At 41.3% G+C, this 17,832-nt stretch carries 10 protein-coding genes; 7 read left to right on the top strand and 3 right to left on the bottom strand.

All coding sequences use genetic code 11. The features are described from left to right. Positions 1 to 90: 90 nt before the first annotated feature. The gene (locus tag ACO6S0_RS07480) at positions 91 to 1,209 is read right to left on the bottom strand and encodes a T9SS type A sorting domain-containing protein (protein WP_422351363.1); all 1,119 of its coding nucleotides are present in this window, start codon (positions 1,207 to 1,209) and stop codon (positions 91 to 93) included. An 853-nt stretch (positions 1,210 to 2,062) separates the two neighbouring features. Next, positions 2,063 to 4,840: an excinuclease ABC subunit UvrA gene (uvrA, locus tag ACO6S0_RS07485; RefSeq protein WP_422351364.1), complete on the bottom strand. Its 2,778-nt coding sequence runs from the start codon at positions 4,838 to 4,840 to the stop codon at positions 2,063 to 2,065. Between the two features lie 249 nt (positions 4,841 to 5,089). Between uvrA and ACO6S0_RS07490 the strand changes: the two genes are divergently transcribed. After that, positions 5,090 to 5,671 carry an RNA polymerase sigma factor gene (locus ACO6S0_RS07490; protein WP_422351365.1) on the top strand — a complete coding sequence of 194 codons (582 nt, stop codon included), beginning with the start codon at positions 5,090 to 5,092 and terminating at the stop codon, positions 5,669 to 5,671. A 248-nt stretch (positions 5,672 to 5,919) separates the two neighbouring features. Here ACO6S0_RS07490 and ACO6S0_RS07495 read toward each other — a convergent pair whose 3' ends face one another. Next, positions 5,920 to 6,582 carry an endonuclease III domain-containing protein gene (locus tag ACO6S0_RS07495; protein ID WP_422351366.1) on the bottom strand — a complete coding sequence of 221 codons (663 nt, stop codon included), beginning with the start codon at positions 6,580 to 6,582 and terminating at the stop codon, positions 5,920 to 5,922. A 55-nt stretch (positions 6,583 to 6,637) separates the two neighbouring features. Between ACO6S0_RS07495 and bcp the strand changes: the two genes are divergently transcribed. The 6 genes from bcp to ACO6S0_RS07525 all read left to right on the top strand — a co-directional run bounded on the left by bcp (position 6,638) and on the right by ACO6S0_RS07525 (position 17,824). Continuing rightward, positions 6,638 to 7,090: a thioredoxin-dependent thiol peroxidase gene (gene bcp / locus ACO6S0_RS07500; protein ID WP_422351367.1), complete on the top strand. Its 453-nt coding sequence runs from the start codon at positions 6,638 to 6,640 to the stop codon at positions 7,088 to 7,090. A gap of 143 nt (positions 7,091 to 7,233) precedes the next feature. Continuing rightward, on the top strand, positions 7,234 to 7,806 hold the full coding sequence (locus ACO6S0_RS07505; RefSeq protein ID WP_422351368.1) for an RNA polymerase sigma-70 factor: 573 nt from the start codon (positions 7,234 to 7,236) through the stop codon (positions 7,804 to 7,806). A gap of 283 nt (positions 7,807 to 8,089) precedes the next feature. Further along, entirely contained in the window at positions 8,090 to 8,815 is a 726-nt protein-coding gene (locus tag ACO6S0_RS07510; protein ID WP_422351369.1) for a FecR family protein, read from the top strand. Positions 8,816 to 8,914: 99 nt separating this feature from the next. Further along, on the top strand, positions 8,915 to 12,496 hold the full coding sequence (locus ACO6S0_RS07515; protein WP_422351370.1) for a TonB-dependent receptor: 3,582 nt from the start codon (positions 8,915 to 8,917) through the stop codon (positions 12,494 to 12,496). Positions 12,497 to 12,516: 20 nt separating this feature from the next. Continuing rightward, positions 12,517 to 14,385, top strand: coding sequence for a RagB/SusD family nutrient uptake outer membrane protein (locus ACO6S0_RS07520; RefSeq protein ID WP_422351371.1), 1,869 nt, complete (start codon positions 12,517 to 12,519; stop codon positions 14,383 to 14,385). A gap of 94 nt (positions 14,386 to 14,479) precedes the next feature. Beyond that, positions 14,480 to 17,824, top strand: coding sequence for a VCBS repeat-containing protein (locus ACO6S0_RS07525; protein WP_422351372.1), 3,345 nt, complete (start codon positions 14,480 to 14,482; stop codon positions 17,822 to 17,824). Positions 17,825 to 17,832: the final 8 nt, after the last annotated feature.

Here is a 17,832-nt window from a genome sequence, read left to right on the forward strand (position 1 = left end):
CGTCCTTCCGAGTTTTCCACTGCTGGAAAACCCACCTTCCAAGCTCCTTTGCATACGCTCGGGGTTACAGGAAGGAGCTGTTATTAGGTGCTATCTTATGACCAGTTTTTTAATGGTGCCATAGATGGAGTCTTTGTGGTAAATGATCATGACGTACATTCCAGCAGCAACGTCGCTTACATCATACCCAGATTCATTGGGTCTAAAAGATTTGATCAGATTACCTGATAGGTCGTAGATCTCAATTTTATCAAATGCTATTTCCGAATCTATCTGCACAATGTCTTCTGCTGGGTTGGGGTGGACAGAGACTTGAACAGGTTCTTCCTCTTCACCTTCTCCTTCTACTCGAGGATTATCTTGAGAATCTTCCACGTCCTCCGGATCTTCAAAGTCATCTCCTTGTTCTCGTTCTTGTTCTTCAAGTTGTTCTTCTTGCCGTTCTTCCTCCTCCTCAGGATGTTCATCTTCTTCCTCAAGATGTTCTTCCGGCTGCTCCTCCTCATCCTCGGGTTCTTCTTCTATATTTGTACAGTAATTTCCATTATCTATGGCTTCATTATTATTAGAAATGAGAAAATATGGATCTTGGTAACCATAAGGCAATACCTCATTGAAATTGCAAAGATTCAGTACTTCAAGAAAAGGATGGCCATAAATGTGCAGTTTACCATGAGCAAATATTAAACTAGAGGCGTTTATCTCCTTAAGATTTTGATTTTCGTGAAAGTAAAATGGAGCAGCTGTTTCCGCCAGTATTGGCACATTCACCTCATACAAATTCATGTTTTGATAAAAATGCAGGATACCACACGATATCAATTTAGGAAGGGAAACTAACTTTAATTTAGGGTTCCAGCGGAATCCAAGACCTGTTTCTGCATGTTCTAATTCTGGTAACTTTATGGAGGTTAAATCCGTATTATGACCTAGGTAGAAATCACCTTCAATTCTTTCCAGTTTTGGAAATTCAATCGAGACTAAATTTGTAGTCTCATTAAAGAAGATATCACTACTGATTAAAACTAGATTTGGGAAAACTATCTTGGTTGGAACTTGATAGTTCAATTTTGAATAGTAAATGCCGGTTTCCAGTGTTTCATCAAGTATCTCAACAACTTCTATATCATTTTCAAAATCATCAATATTCCCATGGGCGAATGAAAATGTGCAAGCAAGTAATAGCGTTAAAAAAGTAATTTTTCTCATAAGCATATTTTAAGTGTTTCATCAATGGATTTGGGATATTTTAACCCGCAACTTAAAAGTAGAATGGGCTTTGTTTAAAAATGGGGTTGAATTGACGGATGCCCCTTTTGAATTGACGGATGGGGGTTTTGGGGGAATGGATTGGGTTGTCAGATGTGAGACAATAGACTTGAGATAATAGACGTGAGACAATAGATGTTAGAGGTCAGTTGTCAGTTATCAGTGAACAGTTATCAATGAACAATATTCAAATTTGGATTTTGAGTTTTTAATGCTGAATTGGGGGTGAATACAGAATTTAAAATTTAGCATTCAACATTTAGAACCAAGAACTTTTTAGTCTTGAGTCATGTGTCTTGTGTCTTGTGTCTTTGGTCTTGGGTCTTGGGTCTTTGCTCTTGGCTCTCTGGTCTTTGGTCAGTTATCCGTTAACAATAAGCAATTAACAATGAACAATGTTCAAATTTGGATTTTGAGTTTTTAATGCTGAATTGGGGGTGAATACAGAATTTAAATGTTAGCATTCAATTTTTAGAACCAAGAACTTCTTAGTCTTGAGTCATGTGTCTTGTGTCTTGTGTCTTGGGTCTTGGGTCTTGGGTCTTGCGTCTTGCGTCTTTGCTCTTTGGTCTTGGGTCAGTTATCCGTTAACAATAAGCAATTAACAATGAACAATGTTCAAATTTGGATTTTGAGTTTTTAATGCTGAATTGGGGGTGAATACAGAATTTAAAACTTAGCATTCAACATTTAGAACCAAGAACTTTTTAGTCTTTAGTCTTTAGTCTTTAGTCTTTAGTCTTTTGTCTTGGGTCTTGAGTCTTGTTTCTTGAGTTTGAGTTTTGAGCTTATATCAAACCTTTTCCCTCAAATATTTCGCAGTAACAGAATCCTGATTTTGTGCCAATTCCTCTGGAGTACCCTCGGCAACCAAGTTACCGCCATTTTCCCCGCCTTCTGGGCCAAGGTCAATAATGTAGTCCGCACATTTGATTAATTCTATGTTATGCTCAATAACCAATACGGAGTGACCTTTGCGAATAAGCTCATCAAAAGATTTTAAGAGCTTTTTGATATCGTGGAAATGCAATCCGGTTGTAGGCTCATCAAAGATGAACAGTGCTTTTTCCTTGGTGTTTCCCTTTACTAGAAAGGATGCCAGTTTAATGCGTTGTGCTTCGCCCCCGGATAGGGTAGAAGAGGATTGACCCAAAGTCACATATCCCAATCCCACATCCTGCAATGGCTGAAGTTTGTTTACAATTTTATCTTGTTTGAATGCCTTAAAATGGTCAATGGCCTCATCAATGGTAAGGCTCAGGATATCATGAATGCTCTTACCCTCAAACTGGACTTCCAGAATCTCTTTTTTAAATCGTTTGCCACCACATACATCACACTCCAAATGCACATCGGCCATGAATTGCATCTCTACAGCGATTTCACCTTCGCCCTTACATTTTTCACAGCGGCCCCCATCCACATTAAAAGAAAAATGTTTGGCCTGATATCCTCTCAGCTTGCTCAGCTTTTGCGAAGCAAAGAGACTTCGGATGTCGTCATAGGCTTTTATGTAGGTTACCGGATTGGAGCGGGAGGAACGCCCAATGGGGTTTTGATCTACAAATTCCACATGTTTGATATGTGAATATTTTCCTTCAATTTTGGTGAACTGCCCGGCCTTTTCACCATAACCACCTACTTCCTTTAATATAGATGGATACAAAATCTTCTTTACCAAGGTACTCTTTCCGCTTCCAGAAACGCCAGTGACCACAGTAAGCATATTTAAAGGAAAGGTAACATCTATGTTTTTTAGATTGTTTTCCCTTGCTCCAACAATTTGGATGTAATTTTTGGAATTCCTGCGGTCAGTTGGCACTTCAATTTCTTTGGTGCCATTTAAATAATCAGCGGTGAGGGAATTGGCCTTTAGAATATGATCCAAACTTCCGGTAGCCACCACTTCACCTCCCAAGGTTCCTGCTTCTGGGCCAATATCGATAACCTCGTCAGCAGCCTTCATAATGTCCTCATCATGTTCCACCACGATCACGGTATTCCCTAAATCCCGAAGGGATAGCAAGACCTCTATCAAATTTTCGGTGTCTTTGGGATGCAGGCCAATACTGGGCTCGTCCAAAATATACATGGAACCCACCAAACTACTGCCCAGGGAGGTTGCCAAATTAATGCGCTGACTTTCTCCTCCGGACAAACTATTGGATTTACGATTCAAAGTAAGGTAGCTTAAGCCCACTTTACTTAAGAAATCCAGACGCGTGGTGATTTCCTTTAGTAAACGCTGGGCAATTTTGTTGTCGTGCTCGGATAATTGCAGCTGTTCAAAAAAGGGAGCCAGTTTTTTTATGGGCAGTTCTATTAAATCTGAAATGGAATGCCCTCCCACTTTAACGTAATCTGCCTCTTTGCGCAGTCTTTTACCTTTGCAAACGTTACATTTGGTTTTACCACGATAACGGGACAGCATTACCCTGTTCTGGATTTTATAGCTTTTCTCCTCCAACATTTGGAAAAAACCATGCAATCCGGTAAAGTGTTCGTTCCCGTCCCACACTAGTTGTTTTTGTTCCTCGGAAAGTTCAAACCAAGGCTTGTGAATGGGAAAATCAAATTTGTATGCGGAATTGACCAACTGATCTCTGTACCAGGACATGCTTTCGCCACGCCATGGAAAAATGGCATTTTCGTAAACGGATAGGGCGGTATTTGGAACTACCAAATCAGCATCAATACCAATAACGTCCCCATAGCCTTCACATTTGGGACAAGCCCCGTAGGGGTTGTTGAAACTGAACAAATGTACATTGGGTTCCAGAAATTTCATCCCGTCCAGCTCAAATTGATTGCTGAACGTTTTGGTTTCCCCGCTTTCCAAATTTTCAATGGCGCATTGTCCCTTGCCTTCAAAATAGGCATTGTCCACAGCGTTGGCCAAACGGTTGTAAAAATCCTCATCGTCATTAACAATGACACGATCTACGACCAAATCAAATTCCCGACCGATGTTTTTAGGCACTTGGTCAATCCGAAGTACTTGTCCTTTATATTTAATACGGGCATAACCCTGTTTGGAAAAAAGCTCGAGGGATTTTAGCGGCTCCCTATCTTCCTTAATTAGTATAGGTGCCAATAGCAAAAGCTTGGTCCCTTCCGCTAAGGGCTTTATATAATCAATGACGTCTGTTACCGTATTTTTCTTGACCTCTTTACCGGAAATAGGGGACATGGTCTTACCGATACGGGCAAACAATAGTTTTAGGTAGTCATAGATTTCGGTAGTAGTACCTACGGTGGATCTTGGGTTGGTGGAATTCACTTTTTGCTCAATGGCAATGGCTGGGGCTATACCTTTTATATAGTCCACTTTCGGTTTGTCCAATTTGCCCAAAAATTGTCGAGCGTAGGATGAAAGGCTTTCAACATACCTTCTTTGTCCCTCAGCATAAAGCGTATCAAAGGCCAGACTGGATTTTCCAGAACCCGATAGTCCTGTGATCACTACCAGTTTGTTTCTGGGAATAACAACATCTATATTCTTAAGGTTGTGGAGTTTGGCACCTTTTATGATGATGTTTTTCTTGGGATCTATATGGTCAACCGCTGTCATATGTTAAAATTTGAGACCCAAAGATACGGTACCCGACACTTAATACGTATATTGCATGAGTTAACATCGGAAAAAGCCCAAATCACAACATTGTTTTTTCGCGGGCATACTGTTTTTCTATATTTGGTATGTAATTAAAACGCTGATAGGCCTATACAGAAATAATTACTTTTTTAAAATTAAGCTAATAACTCTCAGCCCTTCTTAGGAAAAGGAAGGCTGGCGATTATAACCAAAAAAGTAATTTGTATGGAACTACAGATTGATGACTCAATATTAGTCGAGGACTATATTGCTGGAAACGAAAAGGCCCTTGAGGCCTTGATCAACAGGCACAACCAAAGAATCTCCAGTTTTATTTATTCTAAAGTATTGGATAGGGATGTTGCAGAGGACATCTTCCAAGATACGTTCATTAAAGTAATCAAGACCCTTAAAAGAGGTTCCTATAGTGAGGAAGGTAAGTTTTTACCATGGGTTATGCGAATTGCCCATAACCTGATCATAGACCACTTTAGAAAGAACAAAAGGATGCCCAAGTTCGAGGGGAGCGATGATTTCAACATCTTTTCTGTCATCAAGGATGAGAAGCTCAACGCTGAAAAACAAATTATCAAGGATCAGATAGATAGCGATCTTACCCTTTTGATCGAGGAATTGCCAGAAGATCAAAAAGAGGTTTTGATGATGCGTATCTATAAGGATATGAGTTTTAAGGAAATCTCTGAAAACACTGGCGTAAGCATCAATACTGCCCTTGGTAGGATGCGATACGCACTGATTAACCTAAGAAAAATTGTAGAACGAAACAATATCGTTTTAACGAATTAATCTGCATTCCATCGAAGACGACAATATTTCAATTCTAGTGGCGTTATCTAATTGTAACATTAATGCTAGAATATGGAAAACGTTTACTCTGAAGAACAAGAAACCGTAAAATCGGTAAAAGCTAGACGAGAAACCATTGATTTCTTATTGAGCTATTCAAAATCAATTAAAGTAGTTGATTACAAAAAACACAAGTTTGAAGTTACTTTGAACTAAGTGATTGAAAGACAACGCAAAAAGAGCCGCTATTAGCGGCTCTTTTTGGTTTTGTGGTATTCGTCCAAAACGGATTTTCTTCCTATTGTTTTGGTAATTATATCTTTTTCCAAGTCCCAACCCCGTGCAGGGGAGTACTCCCTTCCGTACCAAATGATCTGCAGGTGCAACCGATTCCAGATTTCCTCGGGAAAAAGTCGTTTGGCATCCCGTTCCGTTTGCACCACATTTTTACCATTGCTAAACCCCCATCGGTACATTAATCTATGAATATGGGTATCCACTGGAAACGCAGGAATCCCAAAAGCCTGGGAAACCACAACGCTTGCCGTTTTGTGTCCCACAGCAGGCAATTCCTCCAATAGCGCAATGTCCCTAGGTACTTTTCCATTGTACTTTTCAATCAGGATTTGGGACAATCCATGAATACCTTTGGACTTCATAGGGGAAAGTCCCACAGGTTTAATTATTTCCCTAATTTCATCCACAGACATTTTAACCATGTCATAGGGATTGTCTGCCTTGGCAAACAGCAGCGGTGTAATTTGATTGACTCTTACGTCCGTACTTTGTGCAGACATCAGCACAGCAATAAGAAGGGTATAAGGATCTTTGTGGTCTAACGGAATAGGAATAGTTGGATAAAGCTCATCCAGGGTGCGGATGGCAAAATTGACTTTTTCTAGTTTAGTCATTTTTGTTTAACTTTGAATAAAATAAATTAAACAATTGATTTAAAGGCAAATACATATGAATACTTTAAAAGTAGGAGATAAAGTACCAGAATTTTCAGCAAAAGACCAAGATGGCAACACAATTAAATTGAGTGATTACAAAGGTAAAAAATTGGCCGTCTTTTTTTATCCCAGGGCCAATACGCCAACTTGTACTGTTGAGGCCTGCAATTTGCGCGACCATTATGCCGAGCTTCAGGATAATGGGTATGAAATTTTGGGGGTAAGCGAGGATTCTGAAAGGAAGCAAACCAATTTTAGAAACAAGTTTAATTTTCCCTATCCCTTACTTGCAGATACGGACCATGAGGTTATTGATACCTTTGGAGTTTGGGGTCCAAAGAAGTTCATGGGTCGCGTTTTTGATGGCATCCATCGCATCACTTTTGTCCTGGATAAAGATGGAATTATTACCAAGGTTATTGACAAAGTAAAGGCCAAAAATCATGCTGCGCAGATTCTAGAGTGAGTTTTGTAATTTTAAGACAATTCCAGAATTTTGTGATTTCTTCAAAAAAAAAGGCCATTCTTTTGATTATTTAAATAATTGAGGTAATATTACTATTGATTTCCAATTATTGTTGATTGGAATCGACTCAACTAACTCTAATAATGGCCTCTGAAAATTTGTTCATACAGACTCCTGTAGCTGTCTCTCATGATAGTAATGAGAGTTTTGAGGTCATCCATGATTTATATTTCAACAAGCTTTTCCTAATAGCCCGAGGGTACATTTCATCCAAACAGGATGCAGAGGAAATTGTACAGGATGTTTTTGTGAAATTATGGAAAAAGCAGGAGGAAAACCATAGCATTGATAACCTAACCGGGTACCTGTTTCGAATGACCCGCAATGCTTGCCTGGACTTTCTGAGAAGTAAAAAAAATGTACTGGCCATAGAGACCAATCTTGAACAGCGTCAGAATCTTTTGAATTTCCATGCACTTTCCAACGAAAGTGCTTCGTCCATAATCGAGGATGAATTGCACAAGCAAGTTGATAAAGCCATTGACCAGCTACCAAAAAAATGCAGACAAGTATTTGTCAAAAGCAGAAAAGAAGGCTTAAAACACAAAGAAATTGCCAAGGACCTAAACATTTCCACTAAAACTGTTGAGAACCATATCTCCAAGGCAGTCAGGCTTTTAAAGACCCAATTAAGGGAACACTTCACTTTCGAATAAAAAAAATTGAACCTCAAGTAGGGGATAGGTGGTCTTTTATACGTCATTAATATAAAAGGCACACGCTGCAATGAGGAATAAGCACATTTACGATCTTATTGAAGAACGACTTGGTTTTCACAAAAAGAAGCAAGTAATATAATGGCTACTTAAAAACAAGAGAGCTCAAAAAAAATACCATCAGGCCAAGGCAGAACAAGTCGCCCTGTCCTTACGGGAAGACACTGGGGAAGTTAAACCTGTACATCCAAGAAAAACTAGGGCACTGCTGAAATATGCTGCTGTGCTTGTTGTACTTTTTGGTCTTGCCTTCTATTTTAACTATTCTGCCGAGAGCACAGCCGTGGAAACCGAAAACGCGATGGTCATGATTGCCACCTCCATTGGGGAAAAAGAAGAAGTTGTGCTATCCGATGGAACCAAAGTAACGGTAAATGCCAATAGTGTATTATCCTATCCTGCAAATTTTACTGGAAACACCAGAGAGGTTCTGTTAAAGGGCGAAGCTTTTTTTGAGGTAACTGAAAACAAGGAAAAACCATTTATTGTCAATACCAATGAAGGTATGGATATCAAGGTTCTGGGAACCGTTTTCAATGTAAAGTCCTATCCGGAAGATAAAAAAGTAGAGACCACATTGGTAAGTGGGAAGGTTCAGGTTGTGGAGCGAAAGGATAACAAGACGGTATTGCTGTACCCATCGCAACGGGCAACCTATAATAAATCTGATGATCGTTTGATTATTGACAAGGTTCAAACCGAACCCCTGATTTCTTGGAAGGATGGCAAGTTGATCTATGATGAGGCTCCTCTAAGAGAGGTGATCAAGGATTTGGAGCGGGAGTACCATGTATCCTTTTTGGTCAATTCCGAAGAACTGCTTGAATATAAATTTAAAGGGGTGTTTGACAATCTCAGTATAGATCAGGTATTGAGCCTGTTTGAATTATCATCGCCCATAAAGTGTACCTTAAAACAAAACTATGTAATACTGGAAAAACAAAAATAAAACTGAAAGAATAAAAACAAAAAGAGGGCGTCTCGCAAACACCCCCTTTGACTAATTACCCAATTGTAGCTAATTAAGTAACTAAAACCATTCAAAATTATGAAAAAAAAGAGACTTTTTTTTTCGTCAATCCCCTTTATTCGGATTATGAAGATTTACTTTCTGTTGGTATGTTTTAGTATGGTAAAAGTCTTGGCATCAGACCTTTACGCTCAAAACATTACCTTGAACATGAAAAATGCCAAACTCAAAACGATTCTTAAAGAAATTGAGAAAAAGAGCGACTACAGCTTTTTTTACAACAGTAGCATCGTCAACGTTGATAAAAAACGGTCATTAAGTGTCAACAATACCGTTATTGATGATGCGTTGAGCGTGCTGTTTATGGAAACTGAGATTGATTACAGTTATGTAAGAAACCAAATCATCCTTTTTCCCAAAAATCAGCCGGAGATCAAAGAAAAAATCGAGAACCTTTTACGTGAGAACGAGCAAAAGGTTAGCGCAAGCATCAGTCCGGAAAAAATCAACGAGGTCTTGATTGACCACCTTCAGAACACCATTACTGGAACCGTTGTGGATGCAGCAACAAACATTGCCGTGCCAGGAGCTTCGGTTGTAGTAAAGAACACCAACAATGGTACAGCCACCGATTTTGATGGGCTGTTTACCTTGGAAGCCGCACCAGATGCCATATTGGTGGTGAGCTATTTGGGGTATAGAACCATGGAGGTGCCTGTTAATGGCCAGACCAACCTCACAATTCAGATGCAGGAAGATGCTTCCCAATTGGATGAAGTTGTGGTGGTGGGATATGGTACACAAAAGAAAGCCACGGTAACGGGAGCCGTTACAGCAGTAAAGGGTGCTGTATTGGAATCCTCCCCGGCCATTAGTGTTTCCAACTCCCTCGCTGGGCGTTTGCCCGGGGTGGTAATTATCCAAACCAGCGGTGAGCCTGGTAACGATGAATCAAACATCACCATTAGAGGTACAAATACTTTGGGTAACAATCAGCCTTTGGTGGTTATTGATGGAATTCCAGATAGAGATGGTGGAATTGGACGTCTAAACCCCAATGACATTGAAAACATTTCGGTACTAAAAGATGCTTCTGCAGCCATTTATGGTGCAAGAGCGGCAAATGGTGCGATTATCGTAACTACCAAGCAAGGACAACAAGGTAAGCCTACGATTACCTATACAGCCGATTTTGGATTGAGCCAACCCACCTTCGTACCTGAAATGTCAAATGCCGTTGAGTATGCGGATATAAGAAATGAGCTGCCCATTTATAATTTGCCAGCCAGTGAATGGTCTGCCGCCTCACAAGCTATCCGTACCAACGGAAGCTATACCCCGCAGGATCCTGGAGCAGGGGTTATTAATGCGGTCTTTAGTCCTGCTGATGTGCAGGGTTATCTAAACCAATCGGATCCTTACCTCTACCCAGACAGTGATTGGTTTGATGCCACCTTCCAGGATTGGACAAGTCAAAGCAGACATAATCTTTCCATCTCGGGAGGTTCGGAAAAGATGAAATATTTCTCTTCTTTGGGGTATTCCGATCAAGATGGTATCTATGAAAATTCAAGCACAAGATATCAACAATATAATTTTAGACTGAACACCACGGCAACCATCAATGATTATGTAGAAGCCAAGTTGGGCATGGGTTACCGAAAAGAGGATAGATCTCTTCCTACTGAAAGTTCAGGAGCCATTTTTAGAATGTTGATGCGAGGTAAACCTACCGATGTAGCCGTTTGGCCTGGAGGATTACCTGGACCAGATATTGAAAATGGACAGCAGCCTGTGGTGATTTCCACCAACGAAACAGGTTATGATAGAGAAAAACGCGACTATTTACAGTTCACGGGATCTTTGGATATCACCAATCCATGGGTTGATGGTTTAAAACTGACCCTTCTGGCCGGTGTTGACCAAAGATTTGACCAACGAAAATTATGGGAAACCCCATGGGATCTTTACTTTTTGGATCGAGACACTTATACCAATACAGGTGAGGTTATTTTAAATGGAGCACAACGTTCTTCATTCACAGATCCCAGATTGCAGCAGTGGTCCAGAAACCAATTGAACGTAAACCTGACCGCACTTTTAAATTATGAAAAGACCTTTGGTGATCATACTGTAAGTGCCTTGGCAGGTGTTACACGTGAGACCATTAATATTGAAGAACTATTCGGTAGCCGATTAAATTTCCTTTCTGATGCCATAGACCAGCTTACCGTAGGTGGCGAAGATGGGCAAGTTGCAGATGGTGTAGCCTTCAATAGAAATAGATTGGGTTATTACGGAAGGGTGCAATACAATTTCAAGGAAAAATACTTGGCAGAATTTATCTGGAGATATGATGGATCCTACATTTTCCCTGAAAATGATAGATTTGGATTCTTCCCAGGATTCTTGGTAGGTTGGAACATTTCCAATGAGGAATTCTTCAATGTGGATTTTGTCAACAACTTGAAAATCAGGGCTTCCTATGGACAAATGGGTAATGACCAAGTTGCCTTTGATGACAATGGGGATGGGCAAATTTCAAACGACGAGCTTAGGGAATATGCTTACCTATCCATATACGACTTTAATAGATATCCGATTAACGGAGCTGTTCAGACCACCATATTGGAGCCACTGTTGGCCAACAATAACTTTACTTGGGAGCGTGCCAACAACTTCAACATTGGTTTGGATGGTAGGCTTATGGACAACAAGATTGCCTTTGTGTTGGAGTATTTCTTGAACAAAAGGGATCAAATCCTGATTCAGCAAACCGGTTCCACACCGGGCTCCTCGGGTATTGCCGATAGATTGCCTCCGGTAAATGCGGGTGAAGTGACCAATAAAGGATTTGAATTTGCAGTAAACTATTTTGGCGGAGATCCTGATGGATTCAGCTGGGATGCTGGTATCAATGGTGGTCTTGCAAAGAATACGGTGGATTTCATGGACGAGATTCCTGGGGCACCTTCCTATCAAAGACAGGAAGGCAAACCCATTAGAAGCCATTTTGTGTATCTGTCAGATGGTGCATTCTTGGATGAGGCCGATATAGCTGCCAACACCTTGGATTATAGCGGTGTTACTTCTCAACTAAGACCTGGGGACATGAAATTTAAGGATGTCAACAACGATGGTATCATCGATGGGGACGATCAAGTGCGCTTGGACGAAAATGACACCCCAACCTTTAACTTTGGTGCAACTTTCAATGCCCAGTACAAGAATTTTGATCTTTCAGTGTTGTTACAGGGGGCAACAGGCGCTTCCCTGCGTATCTTCACTGAATCCGGTGACATAGGTAACTATTTAAAGTATAGCTATGACAACCGATGGAGTATAGACAATCCTAGTAGCGTACATCCAAGATTGGCCAGTAGGGGAGACACCTATTATACCGGTGGGTCCTTTGGCCAGAACTCCTATTTGTTGTTCAACAAGGATTACCTTAGAATTAAGAACGTTAGCTTGGGCTATAATTTCCCAACAGACGTAATCGCACCATTTGGGCTATCAGCTGCCAGGGTGTACTTAAGTGGTCTTAACTTGGTAACCTTCGCCGAAAACAAGATTTTCGACCCAGAATCTGTTGCTGGTAATGGGGTGGCTTATCCACAATCTAGGGTAATTAACGCAGGATTTAGTTTAACTTTTTAATAAAATTGGTTATGAAAAATATGAAAAAATGGGTTGCATTTGTTTTGATGGCCTCCGTGCTGTTTATTTCATGCAACGATGACTTTTTGAACACACAGCCCAAGGATAGTGTGTCTTCTGATGCGACTTGGGGAGATGGCGCTTTATCGCAAGCTTTTGTTTTTGGAATTTACTCCGCATTGGGGAACGCTGGCTTTGAAGAAGAAGGACTTTCCTCTTTGACCGATGAGGCTATGTTTACCCACTCCGGTAGGGGTATAGATGTATTGATGGAGGGAACCTCCACACCTTCTAACCTGGGGAACACAAGTATTCTTCCAACATGGGAAGAATTGTACGGCGCCATTCGTAACGCAAATATTGCCTTGCAGGAATTACCTGAAGCTACCTTTGACGACGCAGACCTTAAGGAAAGATTGATGGGTGAAAGCCATTTCCTTAGAGCATACTACTACCATCAGTTATTAAGACACTTTGGTGGTGTACCGCTTATTGACAGACCATATGAACTTGGTGAGGATTTTAGCATAGCCCGGAATACATATGCCGAAACAGTGGATTTTATTATCAGTGATTTGGACGCTGCAGCTGGAATGTTGGCAGGTAAGGAAATCACAAAAGGAAGGGCAAGTCAATTGGCTGCCCTGGCCTTAAAGGCCCGTGTATTGTTGTACGCGGCCAGTGATTTGCACCATGGCCCAACAGCTTCCGCGAATTCCGGAACCCTAAGTTCCTTTTCCAATCTGGCGTTGGTAGCCTATACGGGTGGTGATCAAGCTTCTCGTTGGCAAGCGGCGAAAACTGCGGCAAAAGCTGTTTTGGATATGTCATCGGGCTATAAACTGGATTTGAATGCACCTGTATCAGCTGAAGAAGGTGAAGCCAACTATGTTTCCCTCTCCATGGGAGGTGGAAGTAGTGTGGGCGATGCCGCCGCGGCTGTAGAATTAATTTGGGAGCGAACACATACAGGACTCTATACCGAAGAAAACGAATGGCCTTTGGGTGGTATCAATGTTGGGGTAAACAACGGTCCCAATGGCTATCACAACTGGGCAGGAAATACGCCTATTCAGCAGTTGGTGGACGACTATGAATTGATGGACGGTTCTCAATTTGATTGGAACAACCCCGCCCATGCAGCAGACCCATTTGCCAATAGAGATCCACGTTTTTACGCAACGGTACTTTACGATGGTGCCGATTGGAAACCCCGCCCTTCCGATGTAGTAAGTATAGATCCAGTGGATCAAATCCAGACAGGTTCCTATGATGATGGCGCAGGTGGAACTATTCCTGGAGTGGATACCAGACAGTCCCCAATTGAGGATTGGAATGGAAGTAGAACGGGATATTATGTAAGAAAGTTTATTGACCCGGATCCAGGATTGGTGGATAACCGTTCCAATGCACAGGTGGTTCCATGGCCGTTTATTAGATATACGGAAGTGGCCTTGAATTATGTGGAAGCCTGTATTGAAACAGGAGACGAAGCTGAAGCCATTGCTTGGCTGAACAGAATCCGATATAGAGTGGGAATGCCTGCCATTGCCGATACTGGAGATGCACTAAGGGATCGCTATAGAAATGAAAGACGGGTTGAGCTGGCCTATGAGGAGCACAGGTATTTTGATGCAAGACGCTGGATGATCCCTGCAGAAACCATTGGTAGGGGAATTAAGGTAATGCAGACAACAGCAACCGTTAAAGGTGGTCAGACAGCGCACATACCGTACAGACATGACAAGGATGTATACGATTACCTATACGTACCCATTGATAATACAGACAATGAAACCCGTATTTGGGATGACAAAATGTATTACAGGGTTATCAGTAGAGATGAAATCAATCGTAACGAATTATTGGAACAAAACCCCGGATACTAATTTGAATATTAAGTTTAGGTTTATTAGTTAATTTCGTTTGAGTTAGTGGAAAATCCGTCCTTTCATTAGGATGGATTTTTTTTCCATTCCAGATATGATACATAACTTCAGAAATATCACTTCTTGGGCGCTGTTCCTGCTGTTACTTTTTGGATGCAAAGAAGAATCCAATGAATCTGCAAATTCCAAAGAGCACCACGCTGAAGAAAGGTTGTTTACCTTGCTGTCTCCTGAGCAGACCAATATCCATTTTCAAAATCGGCTGGAAGAGAATCTGAACATCAATGTTTTGATGTATGAATATCTCTATAACGGTGGAGGGGTTGCGGTAGGCGATTACAATGGGGATGGGAATATCGACATCTATTTTTCAGCCAATTTGGGCGACAACCATTTGTACCTAAATAGAGGGGACATGCAGTTTGAAGATGTTACCCTGGCTTCCGGGACTTCTGGAAGAAAAGGACCTTGGAAAACTGGGGTAAGCTCCGTGGATATCAATAGTGATGGCAAGTTGGATATTTACCTTTGCTACTCGGGTGCCTTGCCTGATGAGAAAAGAAGAAATCAATTGTTCATCAATAAAGGGAACAATGAAAATGGAATTCCCATTTTTGAAGAAAGTGCCAAGCAATTCGGATTGGATACTCCTGGATTTAGCAATCAAGCCCATTTTTTTGACTATGACCATGATGGGGATTTGGACGTCTTGATGCTCAACCATAACCCAAAATCCCTACCTGTATTGAATGAGACCAGTACCAAGAACCAATTAAAAATTGATGATCCGCATCGCGGCCTCCGTCTGTTCAAACAAACTAATGGCTTTTTTCAAGACGTAACCCCGAATTCTGGGATAAGCGGTTCGGCCTTGAGCTACGGGTTGGGATTATGTATTAGTGATGTCAACAATGATGGTTGGGAAGATTTTTATGTCTCCAATGATTATACCATCCCGGATTATCTTTATATAAATAATGGCGATGGCACTTTTATAGACCAGCTGAAAACCAGCATGGGCCATACCAGCCATTTTTCCATGGGAAATAATATTGCGGATATTGACAACGATGGGTGGATGGATATCTATACCTTGGATATGCTACCTGAGGATAACCGCAGACAGAAACTGTTACTTTCCCCGGACAATTATGAAAAATTTGATTTAAACCTACGCAGCGGTTTCCACTATCAATACATGCGTAATATGTTACAACGCAACAATGGAAATGGCACTTACAGTGAGATAGGACAGTTGGCGGGAGTTTCCAATACCGACTGGAGCTGGGCCGCCCTTTTGGCCGATTTTGATAATGACGGTTGGAAAGACCTGTACGTAACCAACGGTTATTTTAGGGACTATACCAACTTGGATTTCATTAATTATATGGAAGACTATGTCCAGTCCAAAGGTAGATTGGTTAGGGAAGATGTCTTGGAGATTATCAAGCAAATGCCCTCAACCGATTTGCTGAACTATATGTTCATCAATAAAGGCGGATTGGAATTTGAGAACAAAACCCAAACGCTGGGATTGGGCCAAGTGTCCAACAGTAATGGTGCCGCTTATGCCGATTTGGATAATGATGGTGATTTGGATTTGATTGTGAACAACATCAACAAACCTGCGTTTATTTATCAAAATGAGTCCAATGAAAAGCATAATTACCTTCAAGTAAAACTGAAAGGAAAGCAGGGAAATCTTCGGGGCTTGGGCGCAAAAGTAAGCTTGTATACCCGGGATGGAATCCAAATCCAGGAACAAATGACCACTAGGGGCTATCTATCGTCCGTTTCAGATGTGATGCATTTTGGTTTAGGTGACTTGTCCTCCGTGGATTCTCTAAAAATAAGATGGAGCAGTGGTAAAGTACAGACGTTGACCCAGGTTTCGTCCAATCAAGTGCTAGAACTCGAAGAGTTTAATGCGGTTTCTTCGACAGATAAAACTGGCCAAAATTCAGGGCGGTTCTTTAAGGAAATTACTTCGCCAATTGATTATGCCCACCAACAAGCGCAGATCAATGATTTTAAACGACAATCACTTCTACTCGAAGAGTTTTCCCATGACGGCCCATGCCTAAGCAAAGGGGATGTGAACAATGATGGTAGGGTAGATGTATTTATTGGCGGAGCCCAAAACCAATCAGGTGCACTATTTCTGCAAGATACCAATGGTCGTTTTCAAAAACTGAATATTCCAGATTTTAATGTGGACAAGAAATTTCACGATTCGGCAGCATCTTTTTTGGATGTTAATACCGATGGCAACCTTGACCTTTATGTAGCCAGCGGAGGTTATCACCATTTGGATTCAGGGGACGAACTTTTGCAAGATCGCCTGTATTTAGGTGATGGAAAAGGTAATTTCTCAAGAAGCGAAGATGCACTTCCTGCAATGCATGTTAGCACGGGTTGCATTGCGTCCCATGATGTTAACGGAGACGGATACCCCGATTTATTTATAGGAGGTAGGGTGGTTCCCGGTCGGTATCCTGAAACCCCTAAAAGTTTTATTCTGATGAATGACGGGAATGGCAGTTTTAAAGATCAGACCGCGCAACTGGCATCCGAGGTTTCCGAATTGGGAATGGTTACAGATGCTGCGTGGGCAGATTTGAATGACAACGGAAAACAAGAGTTGGTTGTAGTTGGTGAATGGATGCCCATAACTGTCTTTTCTATAGAAAAGGGTAAACTGGTTGAGTCAACAACCCAATTTTTTGAAAGTCCCTATCAAGGATGGTGGAACACGGTGCATATTGAGGATTTGGACAAAGATGGGAAGCCGGACATTATTGCGGGCAACATGGGGACAAATACCCAGTTTCAAGCCTCCCCGGAGGAACCTTTGGAACTCTATTATGACGATTTTGACGAAAATGGTGCGGTAGACCCCATATTCTGTTTTTACATTCAAGGAAAAAGCTATCCCTATGTAACCAGGGATGAACTGTTGGGGCAATTGGCTTATTTAAGACCCAAATTCAATAGCTATAGCAGTTATGCCGATGCCGACTTATCTGAAATTTTTGACGGGGAAACTCCTTCCAAAGTTGAACGACTCTCTGTGAATCACATGAAAACAACGCTGTTTGTGGGAACAGTAAATGGAACCTTTAAGGAAATGAAACTTCCTGCACAGGCTCAATTTTCTCCTGTGAATGAGATTGTATCCCATGATTTTAACCAGGATGGTCATTTAGACCTCCTGTTACTTGGTAACAATCATCGTTATAAATTACGATTGGGAAAATTTGATGCCAACTACGGAACGCTATTCTTGGGTGATGGAAACGGGAACTTTTCATATACCGAACAGACCACGTCCGGATTGCGTATAGATGGCGTTGTGGAAAGTGCTGTGATTTTGAATGACCTATTACTTTTGGGTATTCAGGGTCAATCCCTGGAGGCCTATCAATTTGGGGCTAATTAAATGTGTGC

It is taken from the genome of Flagellimonas sp., from assembly GCF_965233845.1.
Classification (GTDB): domain Bacteria; phylum Bacteroidota; class Bacteroidia; order Flavobacteriales; family Flavobacteriaceae; genus Flagellimonas.

Coding starts and splice junctions, on each gene's coding strand:
- ACO6S0_RS07480 (WP_422351363.1), bottom strand. CDS start 1,209: ATGAGAAAAATTACTTTTTTAACGCTATTACTTGCTTGCACATTTTCA.
- uvrA (WP_422351364.1), bottom strand. CDS start 4,840: ATGACAGCGGTTGACCATATAGATCCCAAGAAAAACATCATCATAAAA.
- ACO6S0_RS07490 (WP_422351365.1), top strand. CDS start 5,090: ATGGAACTACAGATTGATGACTCAATATTAGTCGAGGACTATATTGCT.
- ACO6S0_RS07495 (WP_422351366.1), bottom strand. CDS start 6,582: ATGACTAAACTAGAAAAAGTCAATTTTGCCATCCGCACCCTGGATGAG.
- bcp (WP_422351367.1), top strand. CDS start 6,638: ATGAATACTTTAAAAGTAGGAGATAAAGTACCAGAATTTTCAGCAAAA.
- ACO6S0_RS07505 (WP_422351368.1), top strand. CDS start 7,234: ATGGCCTCTGAAAATTTGTTCATACAGACTCCTGTAGCTGTCTCTCAT.
- ACO6S0_RS07515 (WP_422351370.1), top strand. CDS start 8,915: ATGAAAAAAAAGAGACTTTTTTTTTCGTCAATCCCCTTTATTCGGATT.
- ACO6S0_RS07520 (WP_422351371.1), top strand. CDS start 12,517: ATGAAAAAATGGGTTGCATTTGTTTTGATGGCCTCCGTGCTGTTTATT.
- ACO6S0_RS07525 (WP_422351372.1), top strand. CDS start 14,480: ATGATACATAACTTCAGAAATATCACTTCTTGGGCGCTGTTCCTGCTG.